This is a genomic window from Agrobacterium larrymoorei (genome assembly GCF_013322225.1).
Taxonomy (GTDB): domain Bacteria; phylum Pseudomonadota; class Alphaproteobacteria; order Rhizobiales; family Rhizobiaceae; genus Agrobacterium; species Agrobacterium larrymoorei_A.
In genome coordinates this window covers 22,064-39,282 of the sequence record NZ_JAAMFB010000033.1, presented here as the reverse complement: position 1 = coordinate 39,282, position 17,219 = coordinate 22,064, and the positions used below count along the sequence as shown (strand labels likewise).

At 59.2% G+C, this 17,219-nt stretch carries 17 protein-coding genes; 5 read left to right on the top strand and 12 right to left on the bottom strand.

The genetic code is table 11. The features are described from left to right. Positions 1-260 precede the first annotated feature (260 nt). Both G6L28_RS20255 and odc2 read right to left on the bottom strand, forming a co-directional pair. On the bottom strand, positions 261-827 hold the full coding sequence (locus G6L28_RS20255; RefSeq protein WP_174065942.1) for a GNAT family N-acetyltransferase: 567 nt from the start codon (positions 825-827) through the stop codon (positions 261-263). Positions 828-1,043: 216 nt separating this feature from the next. Continuing rightward, positions 1,044-2,177, bottom strand: coding sequence for an ornithine/lysine decarboxylase (odc2, locus tag G6L28_RS20250; RefSeq protein WP_174065940.1), 1,134 nt, complete (start codon positions 2,175-2,177; stop codon positions 1,044-1,046). 542 nt (positions 2,178-2,719) lie between these two features. Here odc2 and G6L28_RS20245 point away from each other — a divergent pair. The 3 genes from G6L28_RS20245 (at position 2,720) to G6L28_RS20230 (ending at position 5,649) form a co-directional block, all read left to right on the top strand. Then, a complete protein-coding gene (locus tag G6L28_RS20245) occupies positions 2,720-3,613 on the top strand; it encodes a LysR family transcriptional regulator (RefSeq protein WP_174065938.1) in 894 nt (297 codons plus the stop codon). Positions 3,614-3,718: 105 nt separating this feature from the next. Next, on the top strand, positions 3,719-4,360 hold the full coding sequence (locus tag G6L28_RS20240) for a DUF1007 family protein (protein ID WP_174065936.1): 642 nt from the start codon (positions 3,719-3,721) through the stop codon (positions 4,358-4,360). Beyond that, the gene (locus tag G6L28_RS20230; protein WP_234902668.1) at positions 4,354-5,649 is read left to right on the top strand and encodes a nickel/cobalt transporter; all 1,296 of its coding nucleotides are present in this window, start codon (positions 4,354-4,356) and stop codon (positions 5,647-5,649) included. Before G6L28_RS20240 ends, G6L28_RS20230 begins: the two co-directional genes overlap by 7 nt. 3 nt (positions 5,650-5,652) lie before the next feature. Here G6L28_RS20230 and G6L28_RS20225 read toward each other — a convergent pair whose 3' ends face one another. The 5 genes from G6L28_RS20225 to G6L28_RS20205 form a co-directional block, all read right to left on the bottom strand. Further along, complete coding sequence (locus tag G6L28_RS20225; protein WP_174065934.1) at positions 5,653-5,859, bottom strand: hypothetical protein; 207 nt, start codon at positions 5,857-5,859, stop codon at positions 5,653-5,655. After that, positions 5,856-6,551: a GNAT family N-acetyltransferase gene (locus G6L28_RS20220; RefSeq protein ID WP_174065932.1), complete on the bottom strand. Its 696-nt coding sequence runs from the start codon at positions 6,549-6,551 to the stop codon at positions 5,856-5,858. The genes G6L28_RS20225 and G6L28_RS20220 overlap by 4 nt, the downstream gene beginning before the upstream one ends. Before the next feature lie 91 nt (positions 6,552-6,642). Then, positions 6,643-7,587, bottom strand: a complete 945-nt coding sequence (locus G6L28_RS20215) for a rhodanese-related sulfurtransferase (RefSeq protein WP_174065954.1) — start codon at positions 7,585-7,587, stop codon at positions 6,643-6,645. A gap of 103 nt (positions 7,588-7,690) precedes the next feature. Continuing rightward, positions 7,691-8,599, bottom strand: coding sequence for a CHAD domain-containing protein (locus tag G6L28_RS20210; protein ID WP_174065930.1), 909 nt, complete (start codon positions 8,597-8,599; stop codon positions 7,691-7,693). Continuing rightward, entirely contained in the window at positions 8,583-9,071 is a 489-nt protein-coding gene (locus G6L28_RS20205; protein ID WP_174065928.1) for a CYTH domain-containing protein, read from the bottom strand. Before G6L28_RS20205 ends, G6L28_RS20210 begins: the two co-directional genes overlap by 17 nt. Positions 9,072-9,252: 181 nt before the next feature. Here G6L28_RS20205 and G6L28_RS20200 point away from each other — a divergent pair, with 181 nt between their 5' ends. Both G6L28_RS20200 and G6L28_RS20195 read left to right on the top strand, forming a co-directional pair. Next, positions 9,253-9,891, top strand: a complete 639-nt coding sequence (locus G6L28_RS20200) for a 2-dehydro-3-deoxy-phosphogluconate aldolase (protein ID WP_174065920.1) — start codon at positions 9,253-9,255, stop codon at positions 9,889-9,891. Positions 9,892-10,183: 292 nt separating this feature from the next. Further along, positions 10,184-10,885 carry a tellurite resistance TerB family protein gene (locus G6L28_RS20195; protein ID WP_174065918.1) on the top strand — a complete coding sequence of 234 codons (702 nt, stop codon included), beginning with the start codon at positions 10,184-10,186 and terminating at the stop codon, positions 10,883-10,885. Positions 10,886-11,051: 166 nt separating this feature from the next. On the opposite strand, the gene G6L28_RS20190 is transcribed toward G6L28_RS20195, so the two are convergent. From G6L28_RS20190 to G6L28_RS20170, 5 genes are all read right to left on the bottom strand, one after another. Further along, positions 11,052-13,223, bottom strand: coding sequence for a putative bifunctional diguanylate cyclase/phosphodiesterase (locus tag G6L28_RS20190; RefSeq protein ID WP_234902667.1), 2,172 nt, complete (start codon positions 13,221-13,223; stop codon positions 11,052-11,054). A gap of 215 nt (positions 13,224-13,438) precedes the next feature. After that, entirely contained in the window at positions 13,439-14,215 is a 777-nt protein-coding gene (locus G6L28_RS20185) for a MetQ/NlpA family ABC transporter substrate-binding protein (RefSeq protein ID WP_174065916.1), read from the bottom strand. Positions 14,216-14,243: 28 nt separating this feature from the next. Further along, complete coding sequence (locus G6L28_RS20180; RefSeq protein WP_174065914.1) at positions 14,244-14,912, bottom strand: methionine ABC transporter permease; 669 nt, start codon at positions 14,910-14,912, stop codon at positions 14,244-14,246. Further along, positions 14,902-15,942, bottom strand: a complete 1,041-nt coding sequence (locus G6L28_RS20175; RefSeq protein ID WP_174065950.1) for a methionine ABC transporter ATP-binding protein — start codon at positions 15,940-15,942, stop codon at positions 14,902-14,904. The genes G6L28_RS20180 and G6L28_RS20175 overlap by 11 nt, the downstream gene beginning before the upstream one ends. Positions 15,943-16,245: 303 nt before the next feature. Then, complete coding sequence (locus G6L28_RS20170) at positions 16,246-16,878, bottom strand: nitroreductase family protein (protein ID WP_174065911.1); 633 nt, start codon at positions 16,876-16,878, stop codon at positions 16,246-16,248. Positions 16,879-17,219 lie beyond the last annotated feature (341 nt).

The following is a 17,219-nucleotide window of genomic DNA, read 5'->3' as shown; positions in this document are numbered from 1 at the left end:
CGCTGGGTGACGCTGAGCACGTGAGCCGAGGGGAGAACTGTGTCCGCAGTCAGCCACATCACCCATCAACCAGCCGACATGAACCAAGAACCGCCCCTCAAGAGAAAGGGCGGCGGGGTAAGGCGCATGCATGTCAGGTGGCTGTGTGGCTCACGTGGTTATGCAACGGTCCCCCTGTGGGAGAGGATAGAAAATCTCAGACCTTCGCAAAGCGAAGTCCTAGATTTTCTTGGTGAGGGGTTAACCCCTCTCCCACAACCTCAAGAAAACCGCCGCCCGCTCGCCACCAGCATACCGGCAGCACCATCCAGCCAACCGGTCTTCAACTCCAGCGCCAGAAAGCGGCCACGCTCAAACGGGCCGGGCATGACGAGGTGCTGCGCCTTGGTCGCAAAGAAGCCGAAGCGTTCGTAGTAGGGCGCATCGCCGACGAGCAGGATAGCGCCATGGTCGCGCTTGGCAGCCTCAGCGATTGCCGCGCGCATGAGGGCAGAGCCGATGCCCTTGCCTTCGTGAGCAGGGTCGATGGCGAGAGGTCCCAGCAGCAGGGCTGCGACCGGGCGACCCTCGCGGGACACGCCTGCCTCGACGTTCCACAGCCGCACGGTGCCGATGACATGACCGTCCTCGTCGCGTGCAACCAGTGCCAGACCTTCAGCCGGAACGCGGCCAGCGCGCAGCTTTTCGGAAGACTTGCGGCGGCGGCCTGGGCCCATGGCGCGGTCCAGAAGATTTTCACGCGCGACGACATCGCCTGCATTTTCAGCATCGATATGGAATGTCTGCGGCGTGAAGAATGCACGTACAGAGTTGAGAACAGCGGCCATCCCGGCCTCCCGTCACCAAGCCGCCCACGTAAGCGGCACCCTAAAACAAAAAGATGAGACCGTTCCGGCCTGCTCACGCACACTTTCCCTCGGCTGGACAGAGGGGCGGCAAGCAGGGTTTGCGCCGAAAGCAACGCTGGCTGGGCCGGAACGGGAAGATCCGGGAGAAACCCGCCTGCCCCCAGACAGGCGGTTCACTCGCTCAGATCGTTTGGCTCAGATCACGTAAGCCTTCAGCGGCTCGAAGCCGTTGAACGCGACCGCGGAATAGGTGGTCGTATAGGCACCCGTTCCTTCAATCAGAACTTCGTCGCCGATGGTCAGCGAGACCGGCAGCGGGTACATGTTCTTCTCATAGAGCACATCGGCGCTGTCGCAGGTCGGACCGGCCAGAACGCAGGGCTCCATCGCATCCTGATCGCGCACGGTGCGGATCGGGTAACGAATGGCTTCGTCCATGGTTTCGGCCAGACCGCCGAACTTGCCGATGTCGAGGAACACCCAGCGATGGTTGTCATTGTCGGACTTGCGGGAGACGAGAACGACTTCCGCCTTGATGACGCCCGCATTGCCAACCATGCCGCGGCCCGGCTCGATGATGGTCTTCGGAATCTGGTTGCCGAAGTGCTTGCGCAGCGCATTGTCGATAGCCTGACCATATTCTTCAGCGGCAGGAACGTCGCGAAGATACTTGGTCGGGAAACCACCGCCCATGTTGACCATCTGCAGGTGGATGCCCTGCTTGGCGAGAGACGCGAACACGCGCTTGGCATCGCCCACGGCTGCATCCCATGCGTCGAGGTTCATCATCTGCGAACCGACGTGGAAGGAAACGCCGTAGGATTCCAGACCCAGCTGGTGAGCATAGACCAGAACGTCGACAGCCATCTGCGGCACGCAGCCGAACTTGCGGGAAAGCGGCCATTCGGCGCCTTCACCATCGGTCAGAACGCGGCAGAATACGCGGGCGCCGGGGGCTGCACGGGCGACCTTCTCGACTTCCTCATGGCTGTCCACGGCGAAGAGATCGATACCAAGCGCGTGGGCGCGGGCAACATCGCGTTCCTTCTTGATGGTGTTGCCGTAGGAGATACGGTCGGACGTTGCACCTGCATCGAGCGCCATCTGGATTTCAGCCACGGAGGCGCAATCGAAGTTGGAGCCGAGCGAGGCAAGCAGCGAAAGGATCTGCGGCTCAGGGTTTGCCTTGACGGCGTAATAGATCGCGCTATTCGGCAAGGCATGCCGGAAAGCGTGGAAATTGTCGCGTACGACGTCGAGATCGACCACGAGGCAGGGACCTTCGGGACGGCGCGTGTTGATGAAGTCGAGGATGCGAGCAGTCGTCATCGTTGTTTTCCCTAACCTGATCCTGCTTCGGAAAATCCGAAGGACAAAGAACGCTCGAGATATGCAAATACGAATCAGCCGGTGGAGGCGCAGATTCATTCGCACATGCTCAAGGCATGAATGTGAACAACGCCCTGCCAGGAGCATTATTCGGCTTTGTCTGCCATGGGATTGGAGGGAATATACCCAACCGCACTTACGGCAATGATGGTGTGCCTCTTCAGTACCCCGGCTGATGGAAAGCCGGCAGAGAACCAGAAAGGCCCGCACCGTCGTTGCTTCGTATGTCCTCGCATTTTCCGGTTGGCCGGATTAGCGACTGGAGGGGTTAATTCCAGGTACCTTACCGATTTCCTCACCACATCGAGGGTCGGCGGACACACATGGGCACGTGCGACTTTGGGCAGAACGGGAGATAAGAATATTCGCCGTCATAATCAAGAGGAATTTTTCACCATCTCGCGGATTTTTTCGGCAGCGAAATCCCTTGTTGAACAAGCCGCTTCAGCCGTTCAATAATATGGAACGAACAGGAGATTCTGATGGACACGCTGACCCGCATTCGCGCCTTTATCGATGTTGTCGAAGCGGAGGGTTTTTCCGCCGCCGCGCGCAAGACGGGACGCTCCAAGGCGCTGCTGTCCAAATATGTTCGCGAACTGGAAGACGATCTCGGCGCGCTGCTCCTCAACCGCACCACACGGCAGTTTTCTCTGACCGAGGCAGGCCATACCTATTACCGCACCGCCTCCGATATTCTGAAAGAGATCGACAACCTTGCAGACCTCGTGCGCGAGAAGAATTCAGACCTGAAAGGCAAGCTGCGGCTTTCCGTGCCACGCACCTTCATCGATGCGGAAATCGGCCAGAGCCTGATCGATTTCGCCAAGGAGAACCCGGAGCTTTCGCTGGAAATCGTCGCAGAAGACCGGTTCGTGGACCTGATCGAAGAGGGTTTCGACCTCGCCATTCGAATCACCAAGCTTGAAGATTCCGGCCTGATTGCCCGCAAGCTTTCCGATTTCCGCGTCCATGCGGTGGCAACACCGGATTTCGTGGATCGCTACGGCCCGCTCAATTCTCCGCAGGATCTCGGCAAGGTGCCCTGCATCATCGACACCAATTCGCGTTTCCAGAACCATATCCGCTATTTCGAACCGACCGGCGGCACCAATTCGGTGGCTACCAGCGGCCCCATCGAAGTCAACAGCCCGCAGGCGACCCTTCGCGCCGCCCGCTCCGGGCTTGGCGTGGCCATCGTGCCGGATTTCATCGCCAAGCCGCACATCCAGTCCGGCGAGCTGGTGACGCTGTTCGATGAATTCATCTCGCGGGATCGCGGCATCTACGCGGTCTATCCGCACCGGCGCTACCTGCCCGCAAAGGTGCGCAGCTTCGTGGATTATCTGTCCAACTGGTTCCGCAAGAACGGTTGATTGATCTCGCCGTCGAAATTCAGTCCCAATTTGTTATAGAGTAACCGCAGATTCGCCTCCCAGATTGAGATCCCAAGAGATCGCCGCGAAGGACAGACCGCGCCCATGAAAAAACTGCTCCTGCCACTGGCCGCGTCTGCTTGTCTGATGCCCGTCGCCGCGCTCGCCCATCCGCATATCTTCGCCGAAGCCCGGATGGAAATCATCGAGGGGGCGGATGGCAATGTGCAGGAGGTGCGCAACATCTGGCGCTTCGACGAAATGTTCTCAGCAAGCGTGGTGATGGATTACGACAAGAACAGCGATGCCAAGCTGGAGAAGGACGAGTTGGCCGACATCGGCAATACCGTCCATGAATCGCTTGCGGAATTCAACTATTACACATCCATCACCCAAAACGGAAAGCCGGTGGATTTCGGCAAGCCGGATGCCATTCACGTTGATTACAAGGATGGCCAGATCCTGATGTTCTTTTCGGTGAAGCCGCAAAAGCCCCTTTCCGCCAAGGGCACGCTCACCTTCGGCGCATGGGACCCGACCATGTATACGGCCATCGATTTTGCCAACGACAGCGATATCGTCATCAAGGGTCCACATCTTTCAGCCTGCAAGCACAAGGTCGTCCGTCCCGACCCGGACGAGGTGCTTTCCCAGAACCAAAGCAGCCTGACCGACGCCTTCTTCAACGATCCGACCGGCACGGACATGACGAAGATGTTTGCGACGCGGATGGAGCTGACATGCTGAGGGGTTTCCCACTCCCCTCATTCCTGTGCCTATCACAGGAATACAGTCGACGCGCGTCTGCGCGGCGGAAGAGCTCTTTTCAGCCCAAGGACTTGGGCTGGCTGGATTCCTGTGACCAGCAGCGGAATGAGGGGGTAAGGGCGCTTGCCGCCACACTGATCACCATCACCCTCCTTCTCGCCACGCTCACCACAGCCCACGCCCAATCCCCCCTCGGCATAGGCTCTGCCGAACCCTCCATATCCGTGGGCGGGCCGCTTGGGCCGCTGTTCCAGTGGATCAATGTCCACCAGCAATCCTTCTACCGGGCGCTGACCGCAGCGTTGCGTGCCATGCGGCAAGACCCGTGGGCGCTGACCTCGTTGATCGCCCTGTCCTTTGCCTATGGCGTCTTTCACGCGGCGGGCCCCGGTCACGGCAAGGCGGTCATTTCGTCCTATATGATCGCCAATGAGACACAGCTCAAGCGCGGCATTCTCATCTCATTGGTATCAGCGCTCCTTCAGGGTGCCGTTGCGATCGGTCTTGTCGGTGCGGCCTACCTGTTGCTTCGCGGCACGTCCATCACCATGACCAGGGCGACGCAGGCGATGGAGATCGCAAGCTTTGCCATGGTTGCGCTGTTCGGCGCATGGCTTCTCTTTCGCAAGATATGGAGCCTTGTGCGGCAACGACCGGCACAGCCCGCCACCGCATCGGCCTTTGCCGCCTCCGGTGCATCGGCGGGCACGGCTGCATCCAGCACTGCCATCATGTTCAATGCGCGTAGCACTTCATCCTTCGGCTCCAGCAGTGGTGGAGAGAATGAGACCGCCCGCCGTTCAGCCATGAACAAAGGCATGGGCACGGGCCTGCGTTTTCAGGGCCAGCCGGTCTTTGCCGATCACGCGCAGAGCGGCAGCGGCGATCTTTGCGATGCCTGCGGTAAAGCGCATGCGCCGGACCCGTCGCTGTTCCAGTCGCGCAAGTTCAACCTTGCGGAAGCTTGGTCCGCCATCGTCGCGGTCGGCCTGCGCCCCTGCTCCGGCGCGATCATCGTCATGAGCTTTGCACTGCTGAACGGCCTTCTGCTGGGCGGCGTGCTATCCGTTCTTGCCATGTCCATTGGCACGGCAATCACCGTTTCGGTGCTGGCCGTCCTCGCCGTCAAGGCAAAGGACATCGCCGTGCGTCTGGCAGGCTCCGGCAGCACGAAAGCCTCCCGCGTCACCCACGGCATCGAAATCATCGGCGCGCTCTTCGTGTTGCTGATGGGACTTGCACTGCTGGGGGCTTCGGTGCAGGCTTGATAATCAGCTACGCCGCTGGTGGCGCGCTCTCAGCCAGAACACCAGGAAGAAAGCCAGCACCGCGACCACATCGAATGCCACGGCGAGCCAGACGGAAAAATTATTCGCCAGCCATAGCGTCACGATGGGCATGATGTAGAACAACATGCCGAAGCCGAGGATGATGGCGACGGCGGCCAGTGCTGCCGACTTCGTGCTGCTGCCGCTCATGCCTGCTCTCCTGCGGAAAGTTCGGCACGGATATCGTCCAGCTTGCGCTTTTGAAGGCCATCCTCGTCGAAATTGTCGGGCGAAAGCCATGCCTCGAACGCCTGACGAATGACCGGCCACTCCCCGTCGATCATCGAGAACCATGCGGTATCGCGGTTCTGGCCCTTGGAAATCATGTGCTGGCGGAAAACGCCCTCGAAGGTGAAGCCGTAGCGCACGGCAGTTACCTTGGAAGGTTCGTTTTCGTTGTGGCATTTCCATTCGTAGCGGCGATAACCAAGATCGTCGAAAGCGTATCTTGCCATCAGATAATGGGCTTCGGTGGACATTGGCGAACGCTTCATCTTTGCGCCATGCGCGACGGACCCGACCTCGACCACACCGTTCTTTGGGTCGGGGCGCATATAGCTGGCCATGCCGACGACTTCGCCAGATGCCTGTTCGATAAAGACGAGCGTCACCCAACCGAGCGCTTTCTGCGCGCCTTCTATCCAGTCACCGAAGGCTTCGGCGTTTGGGAATGCATCCTGCGGGAAATATTTGAGAAGCGCGTTGGTCTCCAAGCCACCAAGCGCCGCCCACAGTGCTTGTAGATGCGCTGCGCGGTCAAACGGCACGAGCTTTACGAACCGGCCTTCGAGCGTGACGGGAGACGGTGCCGGGCATCCGGCAAATTGATTGAGATCGCGCATTTCACTCCCCGACTATACGAGGAAAATCAATAGGCCAGCTGCGGATCGATGACAACCCGCCTCACCCTTTGCAACGATCCTACACCTGCAACTACCGCCCGATGTGCTTTTCGCCGCGCTTCTTGGCGATGTCGATCTGCTTCTGGCGGTCGCGGAAACGCTGGCGGTCTTCTTCCGTGCGCTCGTCATAACAGCTCGGGCAGGACACGCCTTCTTCGAACTTCTCAGATGTGCGCACGTCCTCGGTAATCGGATTGCGGCAGGCGTGGCAGAGCTTGTGGTCGCCCTCGGCCAGACCGTGAACCACCGACACGCGCTCATCGAAAACGAAGCAGGCGCCTTCCCAGAGGCTTTCTTCCTGCGGCACTTCCTCCAGATATTTCAGAATACCGCCCTTGAGGTGATAGACCTCATCGAAGCCCTGCTCCTTCATGAAGGCGGTGGCCTTTTCGCAGCGGATGCCGCCGGTGCAATACATGGCGATCTTCGGCTTGTCGTGCAGGCCGGGATTGTTCTTCACCCAGTCGGGAAACTCGCGGAAGGTCTTGGTCTGCGGATCGACGGCGTTTTTGAAAACGCCGATGGCGGTCTCGTAATCGTTGCGCGTATCGATCAAAATCGTGTCAGGATCGGAAATCAACTCGTTCCAGTCCTTCGGATCGACATAGGTGCCGACGATCTTGTTGGGATCGATATCGGCCACGCCCATCGTGACGATTTCCTGCTTCAGCTTCACCTTCATGCGCACGAAGGGCATCTTGGAAGCGCGGCTTTCCTTATGCTCCAGGTTCGCAAATTCCGGCTGGGCGCGAAGATAGGCGAGAACCGTTGCGATGCCCGCATCCGTGCCTGCAATCGTGCCATTGATACCCTCGGCGGCAAGAAGCAGCGTGCCTTTCACACCGTTTTCCTGGCACAGCCTGAACAGCGGCTCGCGCACGCTTTCAAACCGCGGGAAGCGGGCGAAATGATAAAGGGCAGCCACGAGAAAATCGCCAGCTGCGTCTGGGCGGGGTAGTGTAGCGGTGTCGGTCATGGCGGCTGAAATACAGCGTAGCGGGCTTTTGCGCAATCCTATTCCGCTCTATGCCCCACCAGCGATTACGTTTTGAATTTCGTCAAATCGCCCGCCGCTGCCATCACTTTGCAGCGTGTTTCCACAGCAGCGCGACGATCCGGCTCTCTTTGGCGGCAGTCTCGGCAAAAACGCGATCCGCGAGCGCGAGGCTCTCCTCCCGCAACGCCTGCTGGCGGGCAATGATGGCATCGAACAGCAGTGCCAGCGTTTCACCGCCCGAAAAACGGTCCGGCTCACGGTCCGCAAAGGCTGCCAGAACGGAAAGATCATGTTCATGGCCCAGCAGCTGAACGAGATGCTTGGCCTCGCTCTTCTTGGCGCGCATGGCGGAGGGCCAGATCTTGCGCAAGAGTGCAAGGTGCATCCAGTAGACCTGCCCGCTCTTGCGCAGATCGTGGAAATGCTCGTCCAGCGCATCCTTGCGGCAGGCGGCAAGAGCATCCAGCGCCCTTTCGCGTTGCTTCGCAGAGGTCTTGCGCACCAGCTTTACCGCCGCCTTGTCGCTATGGGAGAGAGACAGGGCTGAAAGCGCCTCGCGGCCCTTCTCACATTCCACGATTGCCGCTTCGATACGCTCGGGAAGATCGCCAGCCTCATGGGTCTGCGCATCCCGCCTCTCCACCAGCGTCGCGTGAACGCTGGCAAGGGCCTGGCCCTCGGCATCCGAACGGGAGAAGCCTTCCAGATAGGTCATCGTTTCCACCAGCGCCGCCGCGTCGCGGGCGGAGCTGAGGGTGCGGGCAATGTCGCGGAAGCGCGCATTTTCGCTTCGCCGGAAATCCGGGTCGGCCTTTTGCAGGAACCGATAGAGCGCACGGATGCGCTTGAATTTCTTGCGGGCATCGTGAACGGCCTCATGCGGGCCGCCCGGCTGCTCCTTCAGAATTGCGATGGCGTCGTCTATCAGCTCCAGCCCCACACGCCTGACTTCCTCGATGAAGGAACGGCCTGGATCAATCCTGAACGGCACGGCACAGCTCCTCGCTGAAATCGTCGGTGGACAGATACTGATTGGAATAGCGCCGGTCGCCAGTCACTTCGCGGCCAAGCCATGCGGGAAGCGGCGGGCGGTCCGTCTCGGCGTCCATTTCCACTTCCGCCACGACCAGACCTTTGTAAAGGCCCTCGAAGACGTCCACTTCCCAGACGAAACCCTCGTGATCCACCGTGTAACGGGTTTTTTCGATGACGATGCCCGGTGCGCAGGCCAGAAGCTCTTCGGCATCGTCTACCGGAATATCGTACTCATACTCATCGCGCACCAGAGCGCTGGTGCCGACCTTGATCGTCAGGGTCGCCTGCTCGGTGCCTTTGATGCGCACCCGAACCGAACGGTCTTCCATGGAGGCGATGTAGGCTTGCCGGAAAGGCGTCTGCGATGTCGTCTCACTGGCCCATTCATTGCTGGACACTAAAAATTTGCGTTCAATTTCTTTTGCCATTCAAAACCCTGTATAATTTCGGCGAACGGTAAAGCGCTTTTTCATCAAACGGATAAGCTTTAGCCTAAGCCTCTGTCATGAAAAAGCAATAAAGCGGAAATCGTTGCTTTTGCCTCGACATGAAAAGCCGGGCGCTGTAATTGAGGGCGCAATTCAATCGGTTCAATGAGGAGACATCGCAGTGGCACAGGATTCCGAAAAGCTTCTTTCCATCCTTAAACTTCAGCCGGTGGTGCCTGTTCTCATTGTTGAAGATGCCGCCTCCGCCGTGCCTCTGGCCCGCGCCCTTGTCGCAGGCGGCCTGAAAGCCATCGAAATCACCATGCGCACCCCTGCCGCCCTCGACGCTATCCGCGCTGTTGCGGCAGAAGTCGAAGGCGCACATGTGGGTGCCGGCACCATTCTCAACGCGAAGGATTTCGATGCGGCGGTCAATGCAGGTTCGACCTTCATCGTCAGCCCCGGCGTAAACAAGAGCGTACTGGATGCCGCCGCAAATTCCAGCGTTCCGCTGCTGCCGGGTGCCGCCACCGCAAGCGAAGTCATGGTTCTGCGCGATGCGGGCTACAGGGTTTTGAAGTTCTTCCCCGCAGAACAGGCCGGTGGCGCACCTTACCTAAAGGCGCTGTCTTCACCGCTCGCGGGTACCATCTTCTGCCCCACCGGCAGCATCTCGCTGAAAAACGCCAAAGACTACCTCTCCCTGCCAAACGTCATCTGCGTCGGCGGCTCCTGGGTTGCCCCGAAGGAACTCATCACCGCTGGCGACTGGGCGGGGATCACCACGCTTGCAGCAGAGGCTGCGGCGCTGCGCGGGTAACGCTGCGGAAAGCAAAACCCCTCACTTGCAATTTCTAACACTTAAGCGAGCTTAAGATGTTGAAATTGCTTTCTCTCCCACAGGGGGAGAGATAAAGGAGATGCCGCGCCGCTTGCGCCTTTTCCTCTCTCCTTGTGGGAGAGGATAGAAAATCTCGATCTTAGCGAAGCTAAGTCCTAGATTTTCTTGGTGAGGGGTCATACCCCGCCACCCAAATCCCACCTCCCCCTTTGTAATCTATCTTCCACTTCCTATCTTCTCCTTTGACATTCAGTTGAAACAGGAGATGTTGATGTTCGATGCCAAGAAGCTTCTGGACCAGTTTTTGGGTTCTCAGGTTCCGGGTCTGTCTGGAAGCGTTCGGGACAGGGCGGGTCAGGCCGGTGAGATTGCCAGGAACAATCCGTTGAAGACCGGCGCTCTGGCCGCGGCTCTCCTTGGCACGAAAACAGGCCGCAAGCTGGCGGGCAATGCGGCAGCCGTCGGTGGCATCGCCGCCATCGCTGGCCTCGGATATCTGGCATACAGGAACTACCAGTCCGGCAAGGCACCGCAGGCAGCGCCTCAGCCGCAGCCGACACAGGAGCTTTTGCCTCCTCCGAGCGACTCGCCGTTCCATCCCCAGTCTCCGACGCTTTCCAACAGCTTTGCCCTGACGCTGGTTCAGGCGATGATCGCTGCTGCCAAGGCGGATGGTCACATCGATGATGGGGAACGCGCGCACATCATGGAGAAGGTCAAGATTTCCGGCCTCGACCATGAGGCCGAAGCCTTCATCGAGAAGGAGCTGTCCGATCCGCTCGATCTCGACGCCCTGGTGGCGGCTGCGAAGACCGAGGAGCAGAAGGTGGAAATCTACACTGCCTCCCGCCTGACAATCGAGCCAGACAGCCGCGCCGAACGCGGCTATCTCGACCTTCTGGCAGGACGCCTCGGCTTGCCGGACGCACTCGTCGATCACATCGAAGCCACTGTTTCGGCTGCAAAGGTCTGAGATAGGCCGTTTGCTGTCCGGGTGAAATGGCGAACACACCCACCGCCGTCATCCTCGGGCTTGTCCCGAGGATCTACTCACGTCGAATGAAATCAATCGGTTGTAGATCCTCGGGACAAGCCCGAGGATGATGGCAGTGGGGTCGCGAGATCGTACCCTTGAAGGCTCAGGAAACCTTCTGGATGCCCACGTCATCCTGCGCGGCGAGAAGCGCGGTCACCTGCTCTGCCTTAAGCGGTTTTGCGAATAGATATCCCTGCAGCTCATCGCAGCCGCAAAGCTGGAGGATGGCTGCCTGATCTTCCGTTTCGATGCCTTCCGCCGTGACAGGGATGCCGAGCGAGCGGGCAAGGGCAACGGTTGCCGTGAGCATCTCGAGCGAGCGCCCGCCCTCGTCCAGCGCCTCCACGAGTGACTTGTCGATCTTCATGCGGTCGAAGCCGAACCGGCGCAGATAGCCGATGCTGGCGAAGCCGGAGCCGAAGTCGTCGAGCGCGATGCTGACGCCGATCTGCTTGAGCTTTTCGATGGAGGAACTCGCCCGTTCCGGGTGGTGGATGAAGTATCCCTCGGTCATCTCCAGCATGACCCGTGCAGGCGAGATGCCGGTTCGCTTCAGGACATTCTCCACCTGCCCGGCAAAGGCTGGGTTGCGAAACTGCATGGGCGAAATATTGACCGCAAGCTTCACACCCGGCCATTGAACAGCGGATGCACAGGCCGCCTCCAGCACCAACATGCCTAGCTGATCGATCAGCCCGCTCGATTCCGCCGCTGCGATGAAGACATCGGGCGAAACCGGGCCGTAACCGGGCCTGTTCCAGCGCGCCAGCGTTTCGACACCGGAAACGCGCCGGGACAGCGTATTGACCACCGGCTGGAAGACCACGTTGATCTCACCGTTTTCGATGCCGTATTTCAGGTCTGCCTCAAGCTGGTTCTTTTCCTCGCGGCGCGTGTCCATGTGCGGCTCATAGGCCATATAGCGGCCTCGACCGCTTTCCTTGGCCTCGTACATCGCCATGTCGGCGCGGCGCAGAAGCTCTTCACCGTCTATATCGCCGCCCTTGGAAACGGAGGTTCCGATGCTGCATCCGATCGCTGCTACGCGTTCGCCCAGCATGAATGGCTCGGAGAAAAGCTCCAGCAGAGCATCGCATAATTGCCGCCCCTCGATGCGGGCTTGCTTGCCTTGAAGTGCAACCGCGAACTCGTCGCCGCCAAGTCGTGCCAGCAGCGCCTGCTGCGGCACCAGCACGCGCAGCGCCGCCGCGACAGCCTTGATGAGCAGATCCCCCGCCACATGGCCGAAGGCATCGTTGACTTCCTTGAAGCCATCCAGATCGAGATAGATCAGGTTGACATAAGACCCTTCATCCTGCGCCTTCTCGATCATCTTCTTCAGGCCGACGAACAGGCCGGGCCGGTTGTAAAGACCGCTGAGGCGATCGGTGAGCAATTCCTCACGCGCGGCCATCTCGTCGGCCTTCAACCGCTTCAATGCGGTAAAGCCTATTGCCAGCAGTGCCAGAAAGAAGACGCCAGCAAGCGCAACCGCCGTGAGAACGCGAGGGCGAACTTCATCGAGGCTGACATTGCCCGGCATTCTCGACCGCCAGGTCAATTTGCCCAGCACTTCGCCGCCGGGGCTGACGATATCGACGTAATAAGGCGTTTCGGACTGTGCGTCGGCAAGGGCAAGGCCGCTGACCACGTAAGTCTGGCTCAGCCCCTGAACCTTGTCTTGCGTCAGGTGGCGGGCAAATACCAGGTAACGCTGCTCCGTGGCGCTTTCCGCGCTGGCGGACTTGCGGCGAACGAGCGCCACGCCGGTGGCTGCAATGCCGTCGCGGGTTCTGACGAAGCCGGTCGCTTCCGGCAAATCCTGAGGCGTTGCCGCGCGCACCTTGTCCAGCAGTTCCGAAAGACCGTCATCGAAATAGGAACCCAAGGACCAGTCCGCAGGCTTGCCGTTATGATAGGCCATGATGACGCGCTCTTCGCCATCGAGAAGAATGGCAGTATCGAACAGGTCCTTGTTGACCGTCATATCGCCGTAGTTGCTGACGATCCAGCCGTGGCCATCCGGCGCATAGGCGAACTGGGCAGCGTCATCCCAGGCCGCATAATCATTCAGCGTCGCGCCGAGCTGGTCGAGAAAGGTCTCCAGCGCGCCCGCCGTGGTTTCCTGCGAGCGCTGCTCATCCAGAGCGTTGGTGATTTCCGTGACGTTGCTGAGCGCCGACAAAATGAGCGCGGTCACGACGACGATCACGGTGGCGAAGGCAAAGAGAACGCCCGCCACGGCAGCCCTTCTGCCAAGCGACATCATTCCCATTTTTGCACGCCGTATTTCCCGCAAGCCACATGCCCTTTGAAAGACCTCATCTTTGCGGTGAAGTGTTCAAAAGATATTAAGGCAAGGACCCCGAACCACCCCTAAAAATAGGGTAGTAAACATAGGAAAAGCGGGCTGGTGGCCCTAAAAAAGCTGGCCTTTCCCGGCTTGCGGGAAAGGCCAGCATATATCGCAGTCATTACAACTCTGGATGATTACCAGGATGGGATGACGGTGCCGTTATATTTTTCAAGAATGAAGGATTTTACTTCCGGGCTGTGGTAAGATTCCACCAGCGTCTTTACCCAAGGCTTGTCCTTGTCTTCGGCACGAACGGCGATAACATTGGCGTAAGGGGACTTTTCGCTTTCGATGGCGATGGCGTCCTTCTTCGGGTTGAGGCCAGCCGCGGTCGCATAGTTGGTGTTGATGACCGAGGCGTCCGTATCATCGAGCGAACGCGGCAACTGCGCCGCATCGAGCTCAACGATCTGGATGTTCTTCGGGTTTTCGGTGATATCGGCAGGCGTTACCTTGAGGCCAGCCTCTTCCTTGACCTTGATCACACCCTTGGATGCGAGAACCAGCAGCGCGCGGCCACCATTGGTCGGGTCGTTCGGAATGCCGATGGTCGCGCCGTCCTTCAGGTTGTCAAGGCTCTTCACCTTGTTAGAATAAATGCCCATCGGCGTGGTGATGGTGGTGCCGACGCTGACGAGATCGAACTTGCGGTCAGCGATCTGGTTGTCGAGATAAGGCTGGTGCTGGAAGGAATTGGCCTGAAGCTCGCCATCGGCCAGCGCCTGGTTCGGCACGACGTAATCCGAGAATTCGAGGATTTCGAGGTCGAGACCCTTGGCGGCGGCAATCTTCTTCACCTGCTCCATGATCTGCGCGTGTTCGGCCGGCGTCACGCCGATCTTGATGGTTTCGGCAAGCGCGCTGCCTGCGAAGAGTGCTGCGAGCGATGCTGCGATGATGAGTTTTTTCATGTAGATGTCTCCTTTACCTAGACGTGTTTTAGTTTTTACGGTTTCGCTTGTCGAAGCTGCGGGCCAGCGCATCGCCTGCGCTCTGCACGATCTGGACAAGGACGATGAGTACGACGACCACGGCCAGCATCACATCCGGCATGAAGCGCTGATAGCCGTAGCGAATGCCGAGATCTCCCAGACCGCCGCCGCCGACTGCACCGACCATGGCCGAGTAACCGATGAGGCTGACGAGAGTCAGGGTAAGCGCCAGTGTGATACCGGGCTTTGCTTCCGCCAGCAGAACCTTTGTGACGATCTGAAGCGGCGTCGCACCCATGGCGCGGGCGGCCTCGATCAGCCCCTTGTCCACTTCGCGGATGGCCGCCTCCACCAGACGCGCGATGAAGGGCACGGTCGCGACCGTGAGCGGCACGATGGCGGCACTGGTGCCGATGGAGGTTCCAGCCACAAGTCGCGTAAACGGAATGATGGCGACCACGAGAATGATGAAGGGCGTGGAGCGCGCGGCATTGACGATGAGCCCGATGATGCGGTTCGTCATCGGCGCTTCGAAAAGCTCGCCCTTGCCGCTGGTGGCAAGGAAGATGCCGATGGGCAGGCCGAGGAGCGAGCCGACGAGACCGGATACGGCCACCATGTGCAGGGTCTGGATGAGGCCCTTCAACAGGACATTGAAAATCATATCAGGCGACATAACCGAGCACCTCCGTATGAAGACCGGTTTGCGTATAAAAGCGTTCGGCACGCGCCAGTATCTCCGGCGTTGCCGGGTAGGATACGACCAGCGAACCGAAGGGATCGCCCGCGATTTCCTCGATGGTGCCAGCCAGAATATTCAGGTCCGGGCCGATCTCGCTGACGAGGCGGGCCGTCAACGGCTGGAATGCAGTAGCGCCGAAGAACACCAGACGGACCAGCACACGATCACCGGGCGCGGCTTCCGGCTTCAAACCAGAGGTGACCCAATGCGGCAACTTCACGCCAACAGCGGAAGACAACAGGCTGCGGGTGGTTTCGTGGCTTGGGCGGGTGAAGATATCGAAGGTGTTGCCCTGCTCTACGATCAGACCCTTGTCGATGACAGCAACCTGAGAGGCGATGGTTTTCACAACTTCCATCTCATGGGTGATGAGAAGCACGGTCAGGCCAAGCTCGGCATTGATGCGCTTCAAAAGCTCCAGGATCGACTGGGTGGTTTCCGGATCGAGTGCGGAGGTTGCCTCGTCGGACAGCAGCAGCTTCGGCTCGGTTGCCAGAGCGCGGGCGATGCCAACGCGCTGTTTCTGACCACCGGAAAGCTCAGCAGGATAACGCTTCGCCTTGTCTCCAAGGCCGACGAGATCGAGAAGCGGGCCGACCTTGCGCTTGATTTCTGATTTCGAGACACCGGCGATTTCAAGCGGCAGGGCTACGTTGTCGTAAGCCGTGCGCGAAGCGAGAAGATTGAAGTGCTGGAAGATCATGCCGACTTGTCGGCGCAGCGTGCGAAGCCCCGCCTCATCCAGCGCGCCGACATCGACGCCATCCACGACGACCTTGCCGGATGTCGGACGCTCCAGCCCGTTCACGAGGCGGATCATGGTGGATTTACCCGCACCGGAGCGGCCGATGATGCCGGAAATGCCACCGCGCGGCACGGTGAAATCCACGCCACCGAGAGCCGCAAAGGCGGGCTGGCTGCCGCTACCGCCGAACGTCTTGGTCACGGCTTCGAACACCACCATGGGGTCCGCAATGGGTATGTGTGGCTGCTGGTGCGCCGCCTCGGAAAATTGGGAACTCATCACTCTGCTCTTGGATCTTGTCTCTTCGTCCCGGCGGCTTCAAGAGCCGCAACTGCCTATGCAGCCGGATGGCACATTCGACAATGAAAGACGGCCTCGAGCATTGGTTCAACTTTCCTGCAGACGCCGGGATCGGCGATGTTGTACCGCATACATGCCCGTATGCGATACCATTTCACAGGGAAGATTTTTCAATTATTTCTAATCGAGAAAAAAATCTGCCACTTTCCACGATCCCGGGGATCATTCCACCGTGGAAACGAACTGATCCAGCGGACGGCGAACCTTCTTGAGTTTGGCCAGCCAGTCACCTTCTTCCTGACGATAACCGAGCGGCAGGATGGTTACGGACCGCAGGCCCTTTTCACGAAGGCCGAGGATCTCATCCAGCTTAGCCGGATCGAAACCTTCCATCGGCGTGGAATCGACGCCTTCGAAGGCTGCCTGCGCAACGGCCATGCCGAAGGCGATATAGGCCTGACGGGCCGCATGTTCGAAATTGACCTGCGGATCGCGACCCGGATAGGAATCGAGCAGGAACTGGCGGTATTTTTCCCAGCCTTCGTTCTTGAAGCCACGTTCGTCATTGGTCAGATCGAACATGTGGTTGATACGCTCAGGCGTGTAATTGTCCCATGCGGCGAAGACGAGCAGATGCGAACCTTCGGTGACCTGCGCCTGATTCCAGGAAATCTCCTGAATTCTGGCGCGGATTTCCGGGTTGGTAACAACGATGATTTCGAATGGCTGCAAGCCGCTGGAGGTCGGCGCCAGACGGGCGGCCTCGACGATACGGTCTACCTTGTCCTGCGAAACGGTTTTGGCAGGGTCCATTTTCTTCGTGGCATAACGCCAGTTCAGTTTTTCAATAAGCACAACAATCTCCTTGAGGCGGCACGACAACCGAACCGGACTCGTTTTGAAACCCGACAGAGATAGGTCGTGTTGCGGCGCACACAAGACGGCACCGGGAAGTAACCATGCAAATACTCTCCGGCCCGCCTGTTTCACCAGGCGAGCCGGGGTTATGTTTCATCCGGCAGATGCCTTTGGCATTATCGGGATGTAATGAAGGTCTTGGCATCTGCCGGACCCGTTACTGCACTCACTTTCACGATACCTATCCCGACACCTGCACCCCCGTCGCTGGCCAGACGCGGGCGGGGCGGTGAGAGAAGCGGCCCTCTTCTGGAGTGACCGCTTGTCGATACCGGCTT